Annotated in this window: 17 protein-coding genes, 2 tRNA genes and 1 pseudogene; 15 read left to right on the top strand and 5 right to left on the bottom strand. The window is 44.9% G+C overall.

Annotated features, from left to right (window positions below; genetic code table 11):
- Positions 1-213: 213 nt before the first annotated feature.
- Positions 214-298: transfer RNA gene (locus BACCOPRO_RS12110), tRNA-Ser, on the bottom strand.
- A 454-nt stretch (positions 299-752) separates the two neighbouring features.
- Between BACCOPRO_RS12110 and BACCOPRO_RS12105 the strand changes: the two genes are divergently transcribed.
- From BACCOPRO_RS12105 to BACCOPRO_RS12070, 8 genes are all read left to right on the top strand, one after another.
- Positions 753-1,334 (top strand): RNA polymerase sigma factor, encoded by a 582-nt coding sequence (locus BACCOPRO_RS12105; RefSeq protein ID WP_008144058.1) that lies wholly within the window; start codon positions 753-755, stop codon positions 1,332-1,334.
- A 256-nt stretch (positions 1,335-1,590) separates the two neighbouring features.
- Positions 1,591-3,600 carry a protein-disulfide reductase DsbD family protein gene (locus BACCOPRO_RS12100; RefSeq protein WP_008144056.1) on the top strand — a complete coding sequence of 670 codons (2,010 nt, stop codon included), beginning with the start codon at positions 1,591-1,593 and terminating at the stop codon, positions 3,598-3,600.
- 9 nt (positions 3,601-3,609) lie between these two features.
- Positions 3,610-4,905, top strand: coding sequence for an L-cysteine desulfidase family protein (locus BACCOPRO_RS12095; protein ID WP_008144054.1), 1,296 nt, complete (start codon positions 3,610-3,612; stop codon positions 4,903-4,905).
- Positions 4,906-4,944: 39 nt separating this feature from the next.
- On the top strand, positions 4,945-5,595 hold the full coding sequence (locus BACCOPRO_RS12090; RefSeq protein WP_008144052.1) for an AlbA family DNA-binding domain-containing protein: 651 nt from the start codon (positions 4,945-4,947) through the stop codon (positions 5,593-5,595).
- Complete coding sequence (locus BACCOPRO_RS12085; RefSeq protein ID WP_008144051.1) at positions 5,596-6,996, top strand: alanine/glycine:cation symporter family protein; 1,401 nt, start codon at positions 5,596-5,598, stop codon at positions 6,994-6,996. It begins immediately after the preceding gene.
- 46 nt (positions 6,997-7,042) lie between these two features.
- The gene (locus BACCOPRO_RS12080) at positions 7,043-7,672 is read left to right on the top strand and encodes a DUF8491 family protein (protein ID WP_008144049.1); all 630 of its coding nucleotides are present in this window, start codon (positions 7,043-7,045) and stop codon (positions 7,670-7,672) included.
- Between the two features lie 86 nt (positions 7,673-7,758).
- Positions 7,759-8,355 (top strand): uracil-DNA glycosylase family protein, encoded by a 597-nt coding sequence (locus BACCOPRO_RS12075; protein ID WP_008144047.1) that lies wholly within the window; start codon positions 7,759-7,761, stop codon positions 8,353-8,355.
- Positions 8,356-8,428: 73 nt separating this feature from the next.
- Positions 8,429-8,501 (top strand) — tRNA-Trp (locus BACCOPRO_RS12070).
- 161 nt (positions 8,502-8,662) lie between these two features.
- On the opposite strand, the gene BACCOPRO_RS12065 is transcribed toward BACCOPRO_RS12070, so the two are convergent.
- Both BACCOPRO_RS12065 and BACCOPRO_RS12060 read right to left on the bottom strand, forming a co-directional pair.
- Complete coding sequence (locus BACCOPRO_RS12065; protein ID WP_008144045.1) at positions 8,663-9,208, bottom strand: 7-carboxy-7-deazaguanine synthase QueE; 546 nt, start codon at positions 9,206-9,208, stop codon at positions 8,663-8,665.
- Complete coding sequence (locus BACCOPRO_RS12060) at positions 9,195-9,527, bottom strand: 6-pyruvoyl trahydropterin synthase family protein (RefSeq protein WP_008144043.1); 333 nt, start codon at positions 9,525-9,527, stop codon at positions 9,195-9,197. Before BACCOPRO_RS12060 ends, BACCOPRO_RS12065 begins: the two co-directional genes overlap by 14 nt.
- 146 nt (positions 9,528-9,673) lie before the next feature.
- On the opposite strand from BACCOPRO_RS12060, the gene BACCOPRO_RS12055 reads away from it, so the two are divergent.
- The 3 genes from BACCOPRO_RS12055 (at position 9,674) to rny (ending at position 11,942) form a co-directional block, all read left to right on the top strand.
- A complete protein-coding gene (locus tag BACCOPRO_RS12055; protein ID WP_040311508.1) occupies positions 9,674-9,967 on the top strand; it encodes a coiled-coil domain-containing protein in 294 nt (97 codons plus the stop codon).
- Positions 9,968-9,995: 28 nt separating this feature from the next.
- Positions 9,996-10,301, top strand: coding sequence for a cell division protein ZapA (locus BACCOPRO_RS12050; RefSeq protein ID WP_022277765.1), 306 nt, complete (start codon positions 9,996-9,998; stop codon positions 10,299-10,301).
- 105 nt (positions 10,302-10,406) lie between these two features.
- Positions 10,407-11,942, top strand: a complete 1,536-nt coding sequence (gene rny, locus BACCOPRO_RS12045) for a ribonuclease Y (RefSeq protein WP_008144037.1) — start codon at positions 10,407-10,409, stop codon at positions 11,940-11,942.
- 148 nt (positions 11,943-12,090) lie between these two features.
- Here the strand turns inward: rny and BACCOPRO_RS12040 are convergent, their stop codons facing one another.
- Positions 12,091-12,951: a patatin-like phospholipase family protein gene (locus BACCOPRO_RS12040; protein ID WP_008144036.1), complete on the bottom strand. Its 861-nt coding sequence runs from the start codon at positions 12,949-12,951 to the stop codon at positions 12,091-12,093.
- A gap of 124 nt (positions 12,952-13,075) precedes the next feature.
- Between BACCOPRO_RS12040 and BACCOPRO_RS12035 the strand changes: the two genes are divergently transcribed.
- The 4 genes from BACCOPRO_RS12035 (at position 13,076) to BACCOPRO_RS12020 (ending at position 19,528) form a co-directional block, all read left to right on the top strand.
- On the top strand, positions 13,076-14,467 hold the full coding sequence (locus BACCOPRO_RS12035) for an aminopeptidase P family protein (protein WP_008144034.1): 1,392 nt from the start codon (positions 13,076-13,078) through the stop codon (positions 14,465-14,467).
- 40 nt (positions 14,468-14,507) lie between these two features.
- Complete coding sequence (locus tag BACCOPRO_RS12030) at positions 14,508-15,701, top strand: C1 family peptidase (RefSeq protein WP_008144032.1); 1,194 nt, start codon at positions 14,508-14,510, stop codon at positions 15,699-15,701.
- 201 nt (positions 15,702-15,902) lie between these two features.
- The gene (gene recJ, locus BACCOPRO_RS12025; protein ID WP_008144030.1) at positions 15,903-17,624 is read left to right on the top strand and encodes a single-stranded-DNA-specific exonuclease RecJ; all 1,722 of its coding nucleotides are present in this window, start codon (positions 15,903-15,905) and stop codon (positions 17,622-17,624) included.
- A 2-nt stretch (positions 17,625-17,626) separates the two neighbouring features.
- The gene (locus BACCOPRO_RS12020; RefSeq protein WP_008144028.1) at positions 17,627-19,528 is read left to right on the top strand and encodes a RecQ family ATP-dependent DNA helicase; all 1,902 of its coding nucleotides are present in this window, start codon (positions 17,627-17,629) and stop codon (positions 19,526-19,528) included.
- Positions 19,529-19,554: 26 nt separating this feature from the next.
- Here BACCOPRO_RS12020 and BACCOPRO_RS17580 read toward each other — a convergent pair.
- Positions 19,555-19,959, bottom strand: a pseudogene (locus BACCOPRO_RS17580) (transposase); the annotation flags it as partial.

Genomic DNA, 19,959 nt, shown 5'->3' with positions numbered 1-19,959 from the left:
CGGTCGTTGCGGCCTAATTGTGCGGTCGATTCAGCCCAATCGTGCGGTCGTTGCGGCTCAATCGTGCGGTCGTTTTTTTTGCATTGACCTGTCAATGCGAAGACATCGTGCGGTCGCTTTCAGAAAAGACTAAATATAAAGGGAAACACCTGTGCTGACCAATAAAAAAAAGTTCCGTAAATCCTTGACTTTACGGAACTTACATTCTCTTCGCGGAGAGACAGGGATTCGAACCCCGGGTGCCTCGCAGCACAACGGTTTTCAAGACCGCCGCAATCGACCACTCTGCCACCTCTCCAAAACTCTTTTTGAGAGTGTCTTGTTTCTCAAAGGCGATGCAAAGGTACGCATTATTTTGGAATCTACAAATTTTCGGGAATATTTTTTTGATATTTCTTTTCAACCCATTTTTAGAACCAGGCAATCGCCCTTCCTTGTTACGGCGACAAAAGCCGGATTTATAGTCATTCCATAAGAAAAGAAGGCTGAAAACAATTATTTCTTCAAAAAAAGAGGAGATACCTTTCCCCTTTATACAACTTTCGCGTTTTTATTATAAATTTATAAAACCAAAAGAAAAACGAGCAATGTTAACCTTTAACCTAAAAGCAATGAACTCAACCTAAAAATCCCCCTTTCATTACGATCCAAAACAAATTTATAATCAATTTACATTTAGCATCTCCCTCGAGAATGTTAAGAAAACCTTGCTGTCTCTGACAAAGAACACAGCAATATACCTGATTTCAATTATGAAAAAACTCAAAAAAACTTCTGACGAAGAGTTACTCAATCTTTATCAGTCAAATTCAGAAGAAAACCTATTAAACATTCTCCTGCAAAGACATATGCCACAAATACGACAAAACGTACGTTCACTGGTCTGCAACAAAGAAGATGTTGAAGACTTATGCCAGGACATCTACAGTAGGATTTTAATAAAACTCCGTCAAGGATATTACAGCAACGGACATATACAGGCCTGGATCTACCGCATCGTACAAAACTACGTTTACAGCTTTTACCGCAAGAAAAAGCATGAATTCATTACCCAGGAACTTACGGATCTGAATATAGGAGACACCTGGTCCGACACTATAAAAGAAGAGAAAGAAAAAGAAAGAATCTTATATGTCCTGATGAGCATCCTGGAGAAAGAACCTCCGCAAATCAAACAAATTATCAAAATGCATTTTTATATGGAAATGACTTACATGCAAATCTCTGCGGAACTTCATCTCAATAAAAGCACGATGGCCAAAAGATTACGGACAGCACTGAAACGGATAAAAGCCGAAATGACCCAGGAAGGTATCCGGGACTGTCCTTTCTGACAAACGACTGCACTGTTTTTTATCCAGCCCATTTTACACCATATCCAACAAAGACGGACCGGTCCTCCCTTTGCTCCCATACGGAAAAGCAAAGGGAGGACCGGTCCGCATGTCTTTTCTGTCCTCATATACCCTTTAGACAGAGCCTTCCGATAGCCAAAACTACTTGTCCTATATAGAGAATTAGCCAAAATTTGATATCTTTGCAACACTTTTCCAAGTAATAACCGATTGTATAACATAGTAACAAGTAGCAATGACTAAAAAACATGTACTCAGTTGGCTGTTTATGGCCCTGTTATGCTTGCCGGCCTTTGCACAGATTCAAGATCCGGTCAAGTTTAAAACGGAATGGAATGCACTTTCAGACAACGAAGCCGAAATCATTTTTACCGGCACCGTTGACAAAGGATGGCATGTCTACTCTACTGACCTTCCAGAAGGAGGACCTATCTCTGCCACATTCAATGTTGATAAGATTGAAGGTGCAGAACTGATAGGCAAACTGACTCCGCGAGGCAAACAAATCGAAAAAATGGACCCGATCTTTGGCATGCAGGTACGTTTCTTTGAAAGTAAAGCTCAGTTTGTTCAGAAAATCAAACTGACTGGCGGTGCCTACAAGCTGACCGGTTACCTGGAATACGGAGCCTGCAATGATGAAAATTGCCTTCCGCCGACCAGCGTTGATTTCACCTTTACCGGAACTGCTTCCGGCAAACAGGCTGCTGCTCCTGCTGAAGCGCAAGGAAATGCTGCCAACGAAGCAGCATCAGGCGATACGGCACAAAGCGTAGCTCTGATTCCTCTAACTCCGGCTATGAAAGTACAGACTACAGACTACTGGAAACCCGTCATCAACGAGCTGAACAACTTCGGAGAACAGGTTGGAGAAGAATCTCACTCATGGATTTATATCTTCTTTACCGGACTTGTCGGCGGACTCTTAGCCCTGTTCACTCCTTGTGTATGGCCTATCATCCCTATGACTGTCAGCTTCTTCCTGAAACGTACGAAAGATAAGAAGAAAGGAATCCGTGATGCCTGGACATACGGTGCTTCCATCGTTGTGATCTATTTAACATTGGGACTGGCTATCACTCTGATTTTCGGAGCAAGCGCACTTAACGCCCTGTCCACTAACGCTATTTTCAATATTCTGTTCTGTCTGATGCTGATCGTATTCGCAGCATCCTTCTTCGGTGCATTCGAAATTACCCTGCCTTCCAAGTGGAGTAACGCCGTAGACAGCAAGGCTGAACAGACTACAGGATTGCTCAGCATCTTCCTGATGGCATTCACCCTGTCGCTGGTCTCTTTCTCTTGCACCGGACCGATCATCGGATTCCTGCTCGTTGAAGTATCAACCACCGGCAGTGTTGTTGCTCCGGCTATCGGTATGTTAGGATTTGCTATCGCACTTGCCCTGCCTTTCACCTTGTTTGCCCTCTTCCCGTCATGGCTGAAATCTATGCCTAAATCCGGAGGATGGATGAACGTAATCAAAGTTACACTGGGATTCCTGGAACTTGCTTTTGCCTTAAAATTCCTGTCAGTTGCCGATCTTGCATACGGATGGCGTATTCTGGACCGCGAGACCTTCCTGGCACTCTGGATTGTCATTTTTGCCCTGCTGGGTATGTACCTGCTGGGAAAAATCAAGTTCCCGCACGATGACGACGATACCAAAGTCAGTGTGCCCCGCTTCTTTATGGCACTGATTTCACTGGCATTTGCCGTTTACATGATCCCGGGATTATGGGGAGCACCTCTGAAAGCAGTCAGTGCTTTTGCACCTCCTATGCAGACACAGGATTTCAATCTCTACAAGAATGAGGTACATGCTAAATTCAATGACTTTGAAGCTGGTATGGAATACGCACGTCAGCAAGGAAAGCCTGTAATGATTGACTTCACCGGATATGGATGTGTAAACTGCCGAAAGATGGAACTGGCAGTATGGACAGATCCTAAAGTAAGCAAACTGCTGAATGAGGATTACGTACTGATTACCCTGTTTGTTGATGACAAGACCAAACTTGCGGAACCGATCAAGATCACGGAAAATGGCAAAGAACGCACCCTGCGTACTGTCGGAGACAAATGGAGCTACCTGCAACGCTCTAAATTCGGAGCCAACGCACAGCCGTTCTATGTTCTGATTGACAACGAAGGAATGCCGCTCAACCAGTCATATTCATACGACGAAGACATTCAGAAATATATCAACTTCCTTGAAACAGGTCTGAAAAATTATAAAAAATAAAAGATAATCATGATTGACAAGTCTGAGAGAGAACGCATAATCGCCTTGATCAATCGGGAAGTAGTTCCGGCAATAGGCTGTACTGAGCCTATTGCCGTAGCTCTTTGCGTAGCCAAGGCTGCAGAGACACTAAACCAGCGTCCACAAAAGATACAGGTGCTGCTCAGCGCCAATATTCTGAAAAATGCCATGGGTGTAGGTATTCCCGGAACGGACATGATCGGACTCCCCATTGCCGTTGCCCTGGGAGCACTGATCGGAAAATCGGAATACCAGCTGGAAGTGCTGAAAGACAGCACGCCGGAAGCCGTTGAAGCCGGTAAAAAAATGATTGAAGCACAAGCCATCCAGATCAGTCTGAAAGAGAACATCGAAGAAAAGCTCTACATTGAAGTAACCTGCATGGCCGGCGAAGAAAAAGCAACTGCCATCATCAGCGGAGGGCATACAAACTTTGTATACCTGAGTAAAAATGACAGTGTACTGATGGACAAGCGAAGCGGAACCTCCGGTGAAACAGAAGAGGAATCCGTAGAACTTAATCTGAAGAAAGTCTACGACTTTGCTACGACATCTCCCATCGAAGAGCTCCAGTTTATTCTGGAAGCCAGACGCCTGAACAAACAGGCTGCCGAACGTTCCTTTAAAGGAAACTACGGACACGAACTGGGTAAAACCTTATGCAGCAGCGACAGTGAACGGCTGATTATGGGAAGCAATACATTCACACATATCCTTTCATACACTTCCGCTGCCTGTGATGCCCGTATGGCCGGAGCGATGATTCCTGTAATGAGTAATTCCGGAAGCGGCAATCAGGGTATTGCAGCCACACTTCCTGTAGTGGTTTATGCAGAAGACAACCATAAATCAGAGGAAGAATTAACCCGCGCACTGATCCTCAGTCACCTGACTGCAATCTATATCAAGCAGAGTCTCGGACGTCTTTCTGCTCTTTGCGGATGCGTCGTTGCTGCTACCGGAAGCAGTTGCGGAATCACATACCTGATGGGAGGAAACTATCAGCAGGTATCCTTCGCAGTACAGAATATGATTGCCAACCTGACGGGAATGATCTGCGACGGTGCAAAACCCAGCTGCGCACTCAAGCTTACCAGCGGGGTTTCTACTGCGGTTCTTTCAGCCATCCTTGCTATGGAAAACAAATGTGTAACTTCCGTAGAAGGAATCATTGAAGACAATGTAGACCTCAGTATCCGCAACCTGACCAAAATCGGCTCGCAGGGTATGAACGAAACAGACAAACTGGTGCTGGACATCATGACTCACAAACATTGTGACTGACCTTCAGCCCGGTCAATATTATCTCCGTACGGACCCATCATGAAAACTGTAACAGAAACAAACTACATACAGAAACTTATCAGTGAAGGTGAACATGTCTGCCAAGACTTCAAGTTTGCTATATCGGACGCACGGAAAATCGCCAAAAGCCTGTCCGCCTTTGCCAATACGCAAGGCGGACGACTGCTGGTGGGAGTCAAAGACAACGGAAAGATAGCCGGTGTACGCTCGGAAGAAGAAATCTACATGATTGATGCAGCCGCCCAGATGTATTGCCAGCCTCCCGTAAAGTTAGAGAACTATATATATAAGGTGGAGGGAAAGGATGTGCTTGAAGTACGTGTCGCAGAAAGTGACCGGAAACCCATATGCGCTCTCGACGAAACAGGCAAGGCCTGGGCTTATGTCCGCATCAAGGATGAGAACATTCTGGCCAGCCCCGTACATTTAAAAATCTGGCAGCACAACCGTAATGACGAAAAAGTTATCGTCACTTACAGCCCCAGAGAACAGGAACTTCTTACCCTTCTCAACCAGCAAGGCGCCCTGACACTTAACCAGTGCAGGAAGCTTACGGGGATGCCGCGGCACGAATTATGCAGACTGTTGGCTGACTTCATCCGGTTTGAACTGGTAGAACAAGTATTCAGAGGACATACTTTCTATTTTCAATTAAAAGAAACCCAATAAATGAACTATTTTATACAACTGATTGATACAACTAACAACATTCTTTGGACTTATATACTTATTGCCCTTCTGCTGGGCTGCGCCTGCTGGTTTACGATACGGACACGCTTTGTCCAGTTCCGTATGCTGGGCGAAATGATTCATCTGCTCGGGGACTCCACCGCCAGGATAAACGGACACGAAAAACATATTTCATCCTTTCAGGCATTTACTTTATCGCTGGCCAGCCGTGTCGGAACCGGTAATCTGGCAGGGGTAGCAACAGCCATCACAATGGGTGGTCCGGGAGCAGTATTCTGGATGTGGATCATCGCTTTGCTGGGATCAAGCAGTGCTTTCGTCGAATCCACACTGGCCCAACTCTTCAAACGAAAGAGTCGTCACTCTTACATCGGAGGTCCTGCTTACTATATGGAAACCGGCCTGAAGAAGCGGTGGATGGGAATTCTGTTCGCAGTACTGATCACCATTACATTCGGTTTCGCTTTTAATTCCGTACAAAGCAATACGATTTGTGCGGCATTCGACAGTGCCTTCCAGATCCGTCCGTTATACATGGGTTCGGCAATCACGCTGCTCACCCTGATCATCATCTTCGGAGGTATACACCGCATCGCCAAGATCAACAGCATCCTGGTACCGCTCATGGCATTAGGATACATTCTGCTGGCTCTTTACATTGTCCTGAGCAATATCACCCGATTGCCGGCTGTTCTCGAACTGATCATCGGAAACGCTTTCGGATTCGAGCAGGCAATCGGCGGTGGAGTCGGGGCGGCTCTGATGCAAGGAATCAAACGAGGACTGTTCAGCAACGAAGCAGGTATGGGATCTGCTCCCAATGCTGCCGCAACAGCCCATGTCACCCACCCTGCCAAACAAGGACTGATACAGGCTCTGGGAGTATTTACCGATACCCTTGTCATATGCACCTGCACCGCCTTCATCATTCTGTTCAGCAATCTCCATCTGGATAAAAACCTGGACGGAATCCAATTGACACAGGCTGCCCTCAACAATGAAATCGGAAGCATCGGAAGTATTTATGTCGCAGTAGCTATCCTCTTCTTTGCTTATAGCAGTATCCTCGGAAACTATTATTACGGAGAAGCCAATATCCGGTTCATCACAAAGAAGCAATGGATGATCACAGTCTATCGCATCCTTGTGGGAGGAATGGTCCTTTTCGGTTCACTGGCCCATCTGCGCATTGTATGGAACCTTGCCGACCTGACTATGGCACTCATGGCTATCTGCAACCTGACTGCCATCATCCTGTTGGGAAAATATGCGTTCCGCCTGCTGGACGACTACCTGGCCCAAAAACGCAAAGGTATTAAAAGTCCGGTATTTCATAAAAAGCAAATGAAAGATATTGAGAAAGACATCGAGTGTTGGTAACATTTTTCGTATCTTTGCAAACAATTAAACTATCAATAAAACAATTATGAACATATTCTCTAAACTGTTTAGCAAAAAACAAGCCGAAGCAACAGAAGAAACTGTCCGTGTGGGAGGTATGGAAGACTTCATGACACTCATCCGTGTATATTACCAGGCGGTAATGGCTGCACAGCTGGGTATCAGTAACATCAACTTCCTGCCTGACATGGCTGTCTTCAAACGTACATTAAAAATACCAACTCAAAACAACAAATTAGGTATAGCCGAAAAGACACGCTGCCGCAAAATGCTGGCTGATATCTATGGACTGACAGATTCGTTCTTTAAGGAAATAGACAACTCCATCAAAAAGAACTGTAAGAACGTAAACGATGTCAAAACTTATCTGTTTATGTTCCAGGGATTCAGCCAGGATCTGATGATGGTCATCGGCAATCTGATGCAATGGAAATTCCGGATGCCCAGCGTACTGAAGAAAATGCTGCGCAACATGACGGAAAAAACCATCCATGACATCCTGACCAAAACCGACTGGAAAGACGATGGCGTACGCAAAACCTGTACCAACATCCGTCATTACCAGCATACATTGGGTTATTCTGAAAGCTGGATGACCGAATATGTCTACAACATTGTGCTTCTGGCTAAAAAAGAGCCAAAGCCTAAAGCATAACTCCATTTCTCCGGACAGGAAGAGTATCGCCATACAACCGGCCACGAACTCCTGTCCGGAGTCATTCTGACCAATCTCACTCCGACATGTCTGACATTCTGAATCTCCCTCCGGTAGAAAATCACCCCCTTGAACCATTTCTTCCTTCCAATGCCGTATTGCTGATGCTGGGAAGCTTTCCTCCCCAACAGAAACGCTGGAGCATGGACTTTTTTTATCCGAATCTGCAAAACGATATGTGGCGCATATTTGGATTGATTTTCTTCGAAAACAAGGACCATTTTCTGCTTCCTCACAAAAAAGCTTTTGACAAAGAAGGCATTATCAGCTTCCTTCAGGAAAAGGGAATTGCATTGTATGATACAGCCTCAGCCGTACGCCGCCTGCAGGACAATGCCTCCGACAAGTTCCTGGAAATAGTGGAACCGACCGATATCGGACTGCTGTTAAAACAACTTCCCAGATGCCAGGCCATCGTGACAACCGGACAAAAAGCAACCGATACGCTGCGCATGCAACTGCACGCATCGGAACCTCCCGTTGGAGCTAAAACCCGTTTTGAATACGAAGACAGGCAACTTTCTCTCTACAGAATGCCCTCATCCAGCCGTGCCTATCCGCTGAAGCTCGAAAAAAAAGCAGAAACTTACCGACTTATGTTCAATGAATTAGGGCTTCTTTAAAAGAATACAGGCAAAATATATTTATCAAACATTTGGAGTTAACAGAATTATTACTACCTTTGCAACCGCAAACACGGGAATAGCTCAGTTGGTAGAGCATCGGTCTCCAAAACCGAGTGTCGGGAGTTCGAGCCTCTCTTCCCGTGCAAGAATAAAAAGCTGTAACTGAATAAGTTGCAGCTTTTATTCGTTTATAAGCCGGACAAGCTCCGGAGAATCCCGAAAAAGCTGCCCAGCTTTTTTAAAAACGTTTCGACGTTCTGAAGAAAACGTTTCGGCGTTTCAAGAAAAACGCTTCGACGTTTTTCTAAGGAATATTGATCAGCTTATGAGTCTGCAAACTCAGCCTCCAGACCGGATGCTGCTTGATATAGGCAATCACTTCATCCGTATTCTGGCAGGAACATGGCTGAAGAAAATAATGACGGGCAGGAATATCCAAGCAAGCAGAAACATCTTGTCCCAGATAAACGACCTTTACCTCATCCACATGAGCAACCTTCAAAGATGTCCCCTGTTTCGGAGAACAGGTCACCCAATCAATATTTTCAGGAAGAAGACAAGTACCGTTAGTTTCAATGCAGACGTAACGTCCCGAAGCATGCAGAGCATCCACCAAAGCCGAATCAATCCACAAGCCCGGCTCTCCCCCTGTAAGAATCACCATCCGGCAAGGATATTGTTCAACAGCTTTCACAATATCCCCGTTTTCCATCTCTGTTCCTTCTTCATGGCGCGTATCACAAAAGTCACATTTCAGATTACATCCCGAAAAACGGACAAATACAGCAGGAGTGCCTGCATGATATCCTTCTCCCTGCAGGCTGTAGAAAATCTCATTAATCTTTTTCATAAACGACCGTATTTCCTTCCGATTCACATACTTCAACCTTAAAACAATGAGGAATACGTTCACAAATCCAGTGAGCAATATTTTCCGCAGTAGGATTGACGGAAAGAACATCATTCAGATTCCGGTGGTCAAGTTGCCCCATCACCACTTCCTTGATATGTGTAAAATCAACCACCATCCCGTCTTCATTCAAATCTTTGGAACGGCAAAAAACTGTGATAATCCAGTTGTGACCATGCAAATTCTCACACTTACTCTGATAAGAAAGCTTCAGACTATGAGAAGCCGAAACCTCCATGCGCTTAATAACTGTATACATAATTATTCCTAAAAAAATTAATTTGTCGAATTTGCACTTAATGTCACCTCAGTGCAAGGACAAAGATAAAAAGAATGAAAATATTGGCCAAAAAATTTTTGTGTTTCTCACCAATACATTATATTTGTGTAGAATTTGGTGTACAGATGACGGAAGAAGATAAAAAGCAACTGAATACTTTCGAAGGAAAACTGAGGCATTTTATGTTTCTATACGATGAATTGAAAAAAGAAAACGCTTCACTCCGGCAACTGCTTTCCGAAAAGGAAGCGGAAATACAGCGTATGGAAAGCTGCATCAAAGAAGCTGAAGCACAATACACCAATCTCAAAATGGCTCGCATAATCAGTATCAACGACAATGAACTCAGAGATACTAAACAACGATTGGCGAGGCTTGTGCGCGAAGTCGACAAGTGCATCGCTCTACTGAATGAATGAAACAGGAGGAAACAGGAACGATACGCTTATGGAAGACAAAATGAAAATACATCTGCTGATTGACAAAGAACGGTATCCGCTGACTATCCGCAGGGAAGAAGAACAGTTATACCGGGACGCAGCCAAGCAGATTGACAATAAACTAAACAAGTACCGCAGGGCTTACCCGGAGTTCAGTACCGTGAAACACTGGGCTATGGCGGCTTTGGAACTGGCCTTTGAGAACATGTCTATGAAGGACCGAAACGATACACAACCCTATGTGGACAAGCTGAAACAGCTGGAGGAAGACATTGACAAGTATATCGAAAAGGACAAAAGCGGAACGGTTTAGAAGAAATAAGGAGACTGTGAACTTGCGCACAAGCTTGATGCCGGAAAAACATTTACGGCAGAAGGTTTGTGCGCGTTTTTTTATTATATACTTAATTTAATTATAATGTTGACAACAGTAATACTAGCGGTTGTTGCCTTTCTCGTGGGAGGGGCACTTTCATATGGATTCTTCAAGTATGGCTTGAAGTCGAAATATGAATCCATTATCAAAAAGGCCGAAACAGAAGCCGAAGTTATCAAAAAGAACAAGCTCCTGGAAGTGAAGGAAAAGTTTCTGAACAAAAAGGCCGATCTGGAAAAAGAAGTTGCTATCCGTAATCAGAAAATCCAACAGGCTGAAAACAAACTGAAGCAGCGCGAAATGGTACTCAACCAGAAGAACGAGGAACTGCAGCGCAAACGGAACGAAACAGAAGCCATCAAGGAAAATCTGGATGCACAGATGGTCATCATCGAGAAGAAAAAAGAAGAATTGGACAATCTCCAGTCACAGGAACGCGAGAAACTGGAAACTATCTCCGGGCTCTCAGCAGAAGAAGCAAAGGAAAGACTGATCGACTCTCTGAAAGAAGAAGCCAAGACCCAGGCTCAGTCATATATCAACGACATCATGGATGACGCCAAGCTGACAGCTAACCGTGAAGCCAAGCGCATCGTTATCCAGTCTATCCAGCGGGTAGCTACCGAAACTGCCATCGAAAACTCAGTGACAGTATTCCATATCGAATCAGACGAAATCAAAGGACGTATCATCGGACGTGAAGGAAGAAACATCCGTGCTCTGGAAGCTGCTACCGGTGTAGAAATCGTGGTAGACGATACTCCGGAAGCAATCGTTCTTTCTGCATTCGACCCCGTACGCCGTGAAATTGCACGTCTGGCCCTGCACCAGCTGGTAACCGACGGTCGTATTCATCCGGCACGTATTGAAGAAGTTGTAGCCAAAGTACGCAAACAGGTAGAAGATGAAATCATTGAAACCGGTAAACGTACAACCATCGACCTGGGTATCCATGGCCTGCATCCGGAACTGATCCGAATCATCGGTAAGATGAAATACCGTTCTTCATACGGACAGAACCTGTTGCAGCATGCACGTGAAACAGCCAATCTTTGTGCTGTCATGGCATCCGAACTGGGCCTGAACCCGAAGAAAGCCAAACGTGCCGGTCTGCTGCACGATATAGGTAAAGTGCCTGATGAAGAACCGGAACTGCCGCACGCATTGTTGGGAATGAAGCTGGCTGAAAAGTATAAGGAAAAAGCAGATATCTGCAATGCTATCGGTGCCCACCACGATGAAATCGAAATGACCAGCCTGCTGGCTCCGATCGTACAGGTATGTGATGCCATCTCTGGTGCACGTCCGGGAGCACGCCGTGAAATCGTGGAAGCTTACATCAAGCGTCTGAATGATCTCGAACAGCTGGCAATGTCTTATCCGGGTGTAACCAAGACTTATGCAATCCAGGCAGGACGTGAATTACGCGTTATTGTAGGAGCTGACAAGATTGACGATAAACAGACAGAAAACCTGTCAACAGAAATCGCCAAGAAGATTCAGGATGAAATGACTTATCCGGGACAGGTCAAGATCACGGTTATCCGCGAAACCCGTGCCGTAAGCTTCGCCAAGTAATCAGTTACTTCTGATATAAAAACGAAGAGGTTAGAATTGGAATTCCATCATCAGATTCCAATAAATAACCTCTTCGCTTTTTTAGGAGCAAAGAGGTCCATTATCTTTCTGCTGCCTTAAGCAGCGACTCTCTATCTGATAAAATCTGTCATTTTACCTTTTCATCCAGCAAAGGCAACAAAACTTTTTCCGCACAGGCATATCCTTCCTCATACAAGTCCGTCAACTTTTTAATGTCCTTCTCAATCCGGTTGACAACAACCTTTTTAACCGGTCGGATGGCTATAATACGGCCTTCATCTTCCAGACGTTCTATTTCTTCCAACTGTTCATTATAGACCTGACATCTGCGGCTCAGCACAACCCGCAGACGCGGATAACGTGTATAGATGAAATGAGGAACCTTTATATCTTTTTCCGATTTACGGTAACCACGGTTACGGGTCAGCACCACAACATTTCTTTCATATCCCTGCTGCATAGCTCTTTCCACCGGAATCGAATCTACAATTCCGCCATCCAGCATCGGGCGGCCATCCACATGCACAATCGGACAAACATACGGCAAACTGCTTGAAGCTCTTGCAATCCGCAAAAGACGCTCCTTGTCTTCCTTTTCTTCCAGATAACAGGCACGCCCTGTCATACAATTGGTCGTCACCATCTCAAAACGGGTTGGATTCTGAAAATAAGCATCATAATCATACGGAAGGATCTCTTCGGGAAACAGTTCATACAACAATTTCTGATCCAGAATACTGCGCTGATGGAAAAGATGTTTCAGGCCAATATAATCATACTTTTTCAGCAAATCAATGTTACTATACTTGGCACGCCCTCGCTGATGGGACAAATAAGACAAGCCATTACATGCCCCGGCCGATACTCCTACCGCATAAGGGAACTCAATCTTTTTATCCATCATAAAGTCCAGAACTCCGCAGGTGAAAACGCCGCGCATCCCACCGCCTTCGAGAACCAGACCCATTTTTTGAAAATCCATAGCCATATCCTCTTTCTTTAGTTCTTATCGCAAAGATATGTTTTTTAGATATACAAAGGAGGCTTTTTTCTAATTTATTTGCTACATTTGCAACTGATAACACATACCTTTGAAACTAAAGTGAAAAAATATGTTTGATTCAGCAACCTATCAGAAACGTCGCTGTAACTTACGTGAAAAAGTAGGCGACGGACTTATCCTAATCCTAGGTAATAACGAAGCACCGGCTAACTATCCGGACAATACATACAAATTTCGCCAGGACAGCTCTTTTGTTTACTTCTTCGGACATTCTCATCCGGGATATGCCGGTATCATCGACGCCAATAGCGGAGAAGAATATTTCTTCGGAGATGATGTTGACATGGACGATATCATCTGGATGGGACCACAGCCCAGCGTAAAAGACCTGGCGGCTCAAGTAGGTATTGAAAAGAGTTTTCCTTTTGCCAAACTGAAAGAAATCGTAGGAAATGCCATTGCACGGCATCAGAAAATCCATTTTCTGCCTCCCTACCGGTATGACAATATGCTGCTGCTGGAAGAATTGACAGGTATTCGCACTTCCATGCTCAAGCAACATGCTTCCGTAGAACTGATCAAAGCCATTGTTTCCCTGCGTTCTTCCAAAGAGCCTTGTGAAATAGCCGAAATAGACAAAGCGTGCAACGTAGGCTACGAAATGCATACGACTGCCATGCGCTTGTGCAAACCCGGAGTTTCGGAGCAATACATAGCCGGAGCACTGGACGGAATTGCAACTTCTTACGGACGCATGACCTCATTTGCCACAATCCTGACTCAAAACGGTCAGACTCTCCACAATCACGATCACAGCCACACACTGGAAACAGGACGACTGATGTTGACTGACGCCGGAGCTGAACTGATGAACTACTACTGTTCAGACCACACAAGAACTATCCCTGTAGGAGGTAAATTTACCAGCCGCCAACGAGATGTCTACAGCATCGTTCTGGCTTGCCATGACAAAGCATTGGAACTGGCACGTCCGGGAGTAACCTATAAATCCGTGCACCTGGATGTCTGCAAAGTATTGGCTCAGGGATTAAAAGATCTGGGGCTGGTGAAAGGCAATATCGACGAAGCTGTTGCAGCAGGAGCCCATGCCCTCTTCATGCCTCACGGATTAGGTCACATGATGGGTCTTGATGTACACGATATGGAAGATCTGGGACAGTGTTACGTCGGTTATGATGATGAAGTACGTCCTTCCGATCAATTCGGACTGGCTTCTCTGCGTATGGGAAGACGCCTGCAGGAAGGATTCGTCATCACAGATGAACCGGGATGCTACTTTATTCCTGCTCTTATCGATAAATGGAGAGCAGAGCATCTGCACACTGACTTCCTGAACTTTGATGCCATCGACCGCTTCAAAGACTTTGGAGGTATCCGACTGGAAGATGATATTCTGATCACTCCGGAAGGATCACGTTTCACCGGTGACAAACGGATTCCGATCACCATCGATGAAGTTGAAGCTATTATGAACGAATAATTATCATTTTTAATTAACATCCAATAAAATCTAAAGACAAATGAACAAACTTATCGCACTTGCCGCTTTAGGACTTTGTTTCAGCAGCGTTTATGCCAAAGGACCTAAAAAGGACAAAAACGACGAAGGATTCGTTTTCACAACCGTAAAAGAAAACCCGATCACTTCCATCAAGAACCAGAACCGTTCCAGCACATGCTGGTCATTCTCTTCTCTGGGTTATCTGGAATCAGAACTTCTCCGCCTGGGTAAAGGAGAATTCGACCTTTCAGAAATGTTCGTAGTACACAAAACGATGGAAGACCGTGCTACAAACTACGTACGCTATCACGGAGATGCTTCTTTCTCACCGGGCGGAAGTTTCTACGACATCGTTTACTGTTATGAAAACTATGGTATGGTTCCGCAGGAAGCTATGCCGGGCATCATGTATGGTGACTCACTGCCCGTACACAACGAACTGGATGCAGTTGCTGAAGCATACGTGAAAGCCATCGGAAAAGGAAACTTCTCCAAACTGACTCCTGTATGGAAAAAGGGTTTGAGCTCTATTTATGATACTTATCTGGGAGAATGCCCGAAAGAATTTACTTACAAAGGCAAAACTTACACTCCGAGAAGCTTTGCTGACGAAGTTCTGGGCTTGAATATGGATGACTATGTATCACTGACTTCTTACACTCATCATCCGTTCTACCAGAAATTCAACATTGAAATCCAGGACAACTGGCGTAATGCCTTGTCATACAACCTGCCGATTGACGAACTGATGGCCGTTATGGACAATGCAGTGAAAAACGGATATACATTCGCTTGGGGTTCTGACGTCAGCGAACAGGGATTCACCCGCGACGGTATCGCAGTTTGTCCGGATGCAGCCAAAGGTGCAGAACTTACCGGATCAGATATGGCACGCTGGACAGGCATGAGCCAGGCTGACAAACGCAAGGAGCTGACAAGCAAACCGATGCCTGAAATCACTGTTACACAAGAAATGCGTCAGGAAGCTTTCGACAACTGGGAAACTACCGACGACCATGGTATGCTGATTTACGGTATTGCAAAAGATCAGAACGGTAAAGAATACTTCATGGTTAAGAACTCATGGGGAGAAAGCGGCAAATACAAAGGAATCTGGTATGCTTCCAAAGCGTTTGTTGCTTACAAGACTATGAACATTCTTGTACATAAAGATGCTATTCCGGCTGATATCGCAAAGAAACTCGGTTTATAAGTCTTTATAAAATAGACTTGTTATAAATTATTAAACGGCTAATTCCATAATTTTAAGATGGAATTAGCCGTTTATTCTTTCTTTTTTGCTAATTTTACAGATTGAATGGCGAAATATAAACTGATATATAGTATCCATCTGAAACCTTGACTCAGACCAATCGCCTTCACGAAGATAGAAAAGAAAGAAAAAACATATATAATGAATTACAAATGGAACTATCAGCCTCCAACTCAAGAACAAAGAGAAGCAGCCAGAGCCTTGTCCAAGGAATTGGGAATTAACCCGATCCTATGCCATCTGCTGCGGGAAAGAGGTATCGACTCCGCTGCAGAAGCCAAACGTTTCTTCAGGCCCCAACTGAGCGAACTGCACAATCCGTTCCTGATGAAAGACATGAACATTGCTGTAGAACGCTTAAACAGAGCCATGGGAAAAAAGGAACGGATTCTTATCTACGGAGATTATGACGTGGACGGTACGACTGCCGTTGCCCTGGTATATAAATTCCTTCAACAGTTCTATTCGAACATTGACTATTATATACCGGACCGATATAATGAGGGATATGGAGTCTCAAAGAAAGGAGTAGATTACGCCTACGAAACAGGTGTAAAACTCATTATTGTGCTAGATTGTGGAATAAAAGCCGTAAAGGAAATAGCCTATGCCAAAGAAAAAGGAATAGACTTCATCATTTGTGACCATCATGTTCCGGATGAAGTACTTCCGCAAGCGGTTGCCATTCTGAATCCCAAGCGCCATGACTCCACATATCCTTACCATCACCTTTCCGGATGCGGAGTAGGATTCAAGTTCATGCAGGCTTTTGCACTGAATAATGGAATCGAATTCCATCAGCTGACTCCTTTACTGGATTTAGTTGCTGTCAGCATTGCATCCGATATCGTTCCCATCATGGGTGAAAACAGGATTCTTGCTTATCATGGCCTGCGTCAGCTTAATTCAAATCCCAGTATCGGTCTCAAAGCCATCATCGACGTATGCGGACTGGCTGAACGGGATATCACCATGAGCGACATTGTATTCAAGATCGGTCCGCGAATCAATGCTTCCGGACGTATCCAAAACGGAAAAGAAGCTGTCGACCTGCTTATTGAAAAGGATTTCCAGCAGGCTCTTGAAAAGAGCAACCGCATCAACAGATACAATGAAACCCGAAAGGATCTGGACAAAAGCATGACGGAAGAGGCCAATAAGATTGTGGATCAGCTTTCTGACCTTTCACAACGCCGTACAATTGTTATCTATAACGAAGCATGGCATAAGGGAGTGATCGGAATCGTTGCGTCAAGACTGACGGAAATCTATTACCGTCCTGCCGTCGTATTGACTCGCACTGACGGTCTGGCTACAGGATCTGCACGTTCTGTTTCAGGATTTGATGTATACAAGGCAATCGAGAATTGCAGGGATTTACTGGAAAATTTCGGCGGTCATACTTATGCTGCCGGACTTTCCATGAAAGTGGAGAATGTTCCTGAGTTTACACGCCGCTTTGAGGATTATGTCACCAGCCACATTCTCCCCGAACAAACCAGTGCAACAATCAATATTGATGCCCAGCTGGATTTCCGGGATATCACTCCCAAGTTCTTCTTTGACCTGAAGAAATTCAATCCTTTCGGCCCCGACAACCACAAACCCGTATTCGCTACCCTGAATGTATACGACTACGGAACCAGCAAAGTCGTCGGACGTGATCAGGAACACATCAAACTGGAACTGGTAGACAACAAATCCAACAACGTCATGAATGGTATTGCCTTCGGACAAAGTTCACAGGCCCGGTATATCAAGACCAAACAGTCTTTCAATATCTGTTACACCATTGAAGAAAATACCCACAAGCGCGGGGAAATCCAGTTACAGATTGAAGACATCAAACCGAGCCGCTCGTAAACATGGACTATCAGGGCATACTGAAGCAATATTGGGGCTATGATCACTTCCGGGGCATACAAGAAGACATCATCAACAGCATCGGAAGTGGAAAAGATACATTGGGATTAATGCCAACAGGAGGAGGAAAGTCTGTCACTTTCCAAGTTCCTGCTTTGGCACAGCCCGGTCTTTGTCTTGTCATAACTCCGCTGATTGCCCTTATGAAGGATCAGGTACGAAACCTGCGCGACCGGGGTATCAAAGCTGTTGCCATTTATTCGGGCATGACGCGCGAGGAAATCGTCATTGCACTGGAGAACTGCATCTTCGGCGATTACAAATTCTTATATATATCTCCCGAACGGCTTGACTCCGAAATCTTTCAGATCAAACTGCGCAGCATGAAAGTCTGCATGATTACCGTCGATGAATCCCACTGCATTTCCCAATGGGGATATGACTTCCGGCCCGCCTATCTGAAGATTTCAGACATCAGAAAATTACTGCCCGGTATACCCGTACTGGCACTCACGGCGACAGCTACTCCCGAAGTTGTCAAAGACATCCAGCAGAGACTCGGCTTTGAAAAGGAAAATGTATTCCGGATGAGTTTCGAACGGAGCAATCTGGCTTATATTGTCCGGCGAACAGAAAACAAAGCTGATGAACTGCTGCACATTCTGAAAAGCGTAAACGGGTCAGCCATCGTTTATACCCGTAACAGAAAAAAGACCAAGGAGATTGCCCTGCTGCTCAATCAGAACGACATCACGGCTACCTTTTATCATGCAGGATTAAGCAACGAGCTGAAAGACCAGCGCCAAAAGGACTGGGTAAGCGGAACCTGCCGGGTTATGGTAGCAACCAATGCGTTCGGTATGGGAATCGACAAACCGGATGTCCGACTGGTGCTGCATGCTGACTTCCCGGATTCACCGGAAGCTTATTTCCAGGAAGCAGGAAGAGCCGGAAGAGACGGCCAGAAAGCATATGCCGTATTGTTATACGCACAAAACGATAAAGTCTTGCTAAAGAAACGCATCGCAGACACTTTCCCAGAGAAAGAGTATATCCGGAAAGTCTACGAAGACATCAATTACTATTACCAGATGGCTATGGGAGACGGACTGGGATGCACTTATGCTTTCAACATCGATGAATTCTGCCAGAATTTCAAGCATTTCCCGATCCAGGTAGACAGTGCCCTGAAAATACTGACCCGCGCGGGTTATCTGGAATATACGGATGAACAGGACAACGCCTCCCGACTGATATTTACACTGAACCGGGATGAATTATACCGTATTCACGAGAACAATGAAGATACGGAAAAGCTCCTGCGTACCATCCTCCGTTCCTATACCGGCTTATTTACTGATTATGCCTACATCAATGAAGATACACTGGCACTCCGAAGCGGCCTGAACCGGCAACAGGTCTATGATACATTAATCGCTCTTTCCAAACGGCGTATCCTGAACTATATCCCGGGAAAGAAGACCCCATACATCGTCTATACCCGTGAACGTCAGGAAACCCGCCGCATCGTTTTAAGCCGGGAAGTCTATGAAGACCGGAAAGAAAGCTATATCCGCCGCATCAATGCCATGCTGGAATATGCTGATACGGAAGACAAATGCAGAAGCCGCATGCTGTTATATTATTTCGGAGAAAGAAACGAACATAACTGCGGACAGTGTGACGTATGCATTACCAGACATAAGTCACACAAGCAGACAGAGGACCTTCAGGAAATGATCCAAAAAATTCTTTCTCTGTTAAATGAAGGACCTTTGTCCGTTCATGAAGTTGCCGACAGGCTGTTCGACCAGAAAGAACTTGCCATGCAGGCCCTCTCCTATTTGCAGGCAGAAGAAAAAGTCGTGCAGAAATCCGGCAAACTGTTTCCGGCTTTGATATAAGATCTAAAAATTTTTCTGGAATAAGGACGCATATATGACTGATGCCACATGCAGACATAAAGATTCTCAAGATAAGATTTCCAGTCTGAAACTAGAATCGTCTGAAGGAGATCAATACCAAGATAGAATGCAATTTCATTACGGATAATACAGAGTATCTTGAAGTTGGTTATAGGAAAGGATGGGATTTATCATAATTCTGCAGAACATCTGGTAGGGTATGTTTCCGTTAAGATATTCCACCAGTTGTCTGTCGGAGAATCCGGTGTATGCCTTCAGGATCATGAGGGCAATTTTTGCTGAAGGACTGAAGAGGTTCCTGCGTCCCAGTCACTGTTCCGACAATCTCATAGTCTTTACCATACATTCAAACGGAAACACAGAATAAAGCCTTCAAGCTCACTCTCTCATGAAAACCCTTGCAATATTTT

The organism is Phocaeicola coprophilus DSM 18228 = JCM 13818 (genome assembly GCF_000157915.1).
Classification (GTDB): domain Bacteria; phylum Bacteroidota; class Bacteroidia; order Bacteroidales; family Bacteroidaceae; genus Phocaeicola; species Phocaeicola coprophilus.
This window is presented reverse-complemented; position numbering and strand designations above follow the sequence as displayed.

What these genes read in the sequence shown, in the direction of transcription:
- BACCOPRO_RS12075 (WP_008144047.1), top strand. Translation starts at nt 7,759, where the DNA reads ATGTCTGACATTCTGAATCTCCCTCCGGTAGAAAATCACCCCCTTGAA.
- BACCOPRO_RS12020 (WP_008144028.1), top strand. Translation starts at nt 17,627, where the DNA reads ATGGACTATCAGGGCATACTGAAGCAATATTGGGGCTATGATCACTTC.
- BACCOPRO_RS12095 (WP_008144054.1), top strand. Translation starts at nt 3,610, where the DNA reads ATGATTGACAAGTCTGAGAGAGAACGCATAATCGCCTTGATCAATCGG.
- BACCOPRO_RS12085 (WP_008144051.1), top strand. Translation starts at nt 5,596, where the DNA reads ATGAACTATTTTATACAACTGATTGATACAACTAACAACATTCTTTGG.
- BACCOPRO_RS12090 (WP_008144052.1), top strand. Translation starts at nt 4,945, where the DNA reads ATGAAAACTGTAACAGAAACAAACTACATACAGAAACTTATCAGTGAA.
- BACCOPRO_RS12060 (WP_008144043.1), bottom strand. Translation starts at nt 9,527, where the DNA reads ATGTATACAGTTATTAAGCGCATGGAGGTTTCGGCTTCTCATAGTCTG.
- BACCOPRO_RS12080 (WP_008144049.1), top strand. Translation starts at nt 7,043, where the DNA reads ATGAACATATTCTCTAAACTGTTTAGCAAAAAACAAGCCGAAGCAACA.
- BACCOPRO_RS12065 (WP_008144045.1), bottom strand. Translation starts at nt 9,208, where the DNA reads ATGAAAAAGATTAATGAGATTTTCTACAGCCTGCAGGGAGAAGGATAT.
- BACCOPRO_RS12035 (WP_008144034.1), top strand. Translation starts at nt 13,076, where the DNA reads ATGTTTGATTCAGCAACCTATCAGAAACGTCGCTGTAACTTACGTGAA.
- rny (WP_008144037.1), top strand. Translation starts at nt 10,407, where the DNA reads ATGTTGACAACAGTAATACTAGCGGTTGTTGCCTTTCTCGTGGGAGGG.
- BACCOPRO_RS12030 (WP_008144032.1), top strand. Translation starts at nt 14,508, where the DNA reads ATGAACAAACTTATCGCACTTGCCGCTTTAGGACTTTGTTTCAGCAGC.
- BACCOPRO_RS12040 (WP_008144036.1), bottom strand. Translation starts at nt 12,951, where the DNA reads ATGGCTATGGATTTTCAAAAAATGGGTCTGGTTCTCGAAGGCGGTGGG.
- BACCOPRO_RS12055 (WP_040311508.1), top strand. Translation starts at nt 9,674, where the DNA reads ATGACGGAAGAAGATAAAAAGCAACTGAATACTTTCGAAGGAAAACTG.
- BACCOPRO_RS12100 (WP_008144056.1), top strand. Translation starts at nt 1,591, where the DNA reads ATGACTAAAAAACATGTACTCAGTTGGCTGTTTATGGCCCTGTTATGC.
- BACCOPRO_RS12105 (WP_008144058.1), top strand. Translation starts at nt 753, where the DNA reads ATGAAAAAACTCAAAAAAACTTCTGACGAAGAGTTACTCAATCTTTAT.
- BACCOPRO_RS12050 (WP_022277765.1), top strand. Translation starts at nt 9,996, where the DNA reads ATGGAAGACAAAATGAAAATACATCTGCTGATTGACAAAGAACGGTAT.
- recJ (WP_008144030.1), top strand. Translation starts at nt 15,903, where the DNA reads ATGAATTACAAATGGAACTATCAGCCTCCAACTCAAGAACAAAGAGAA.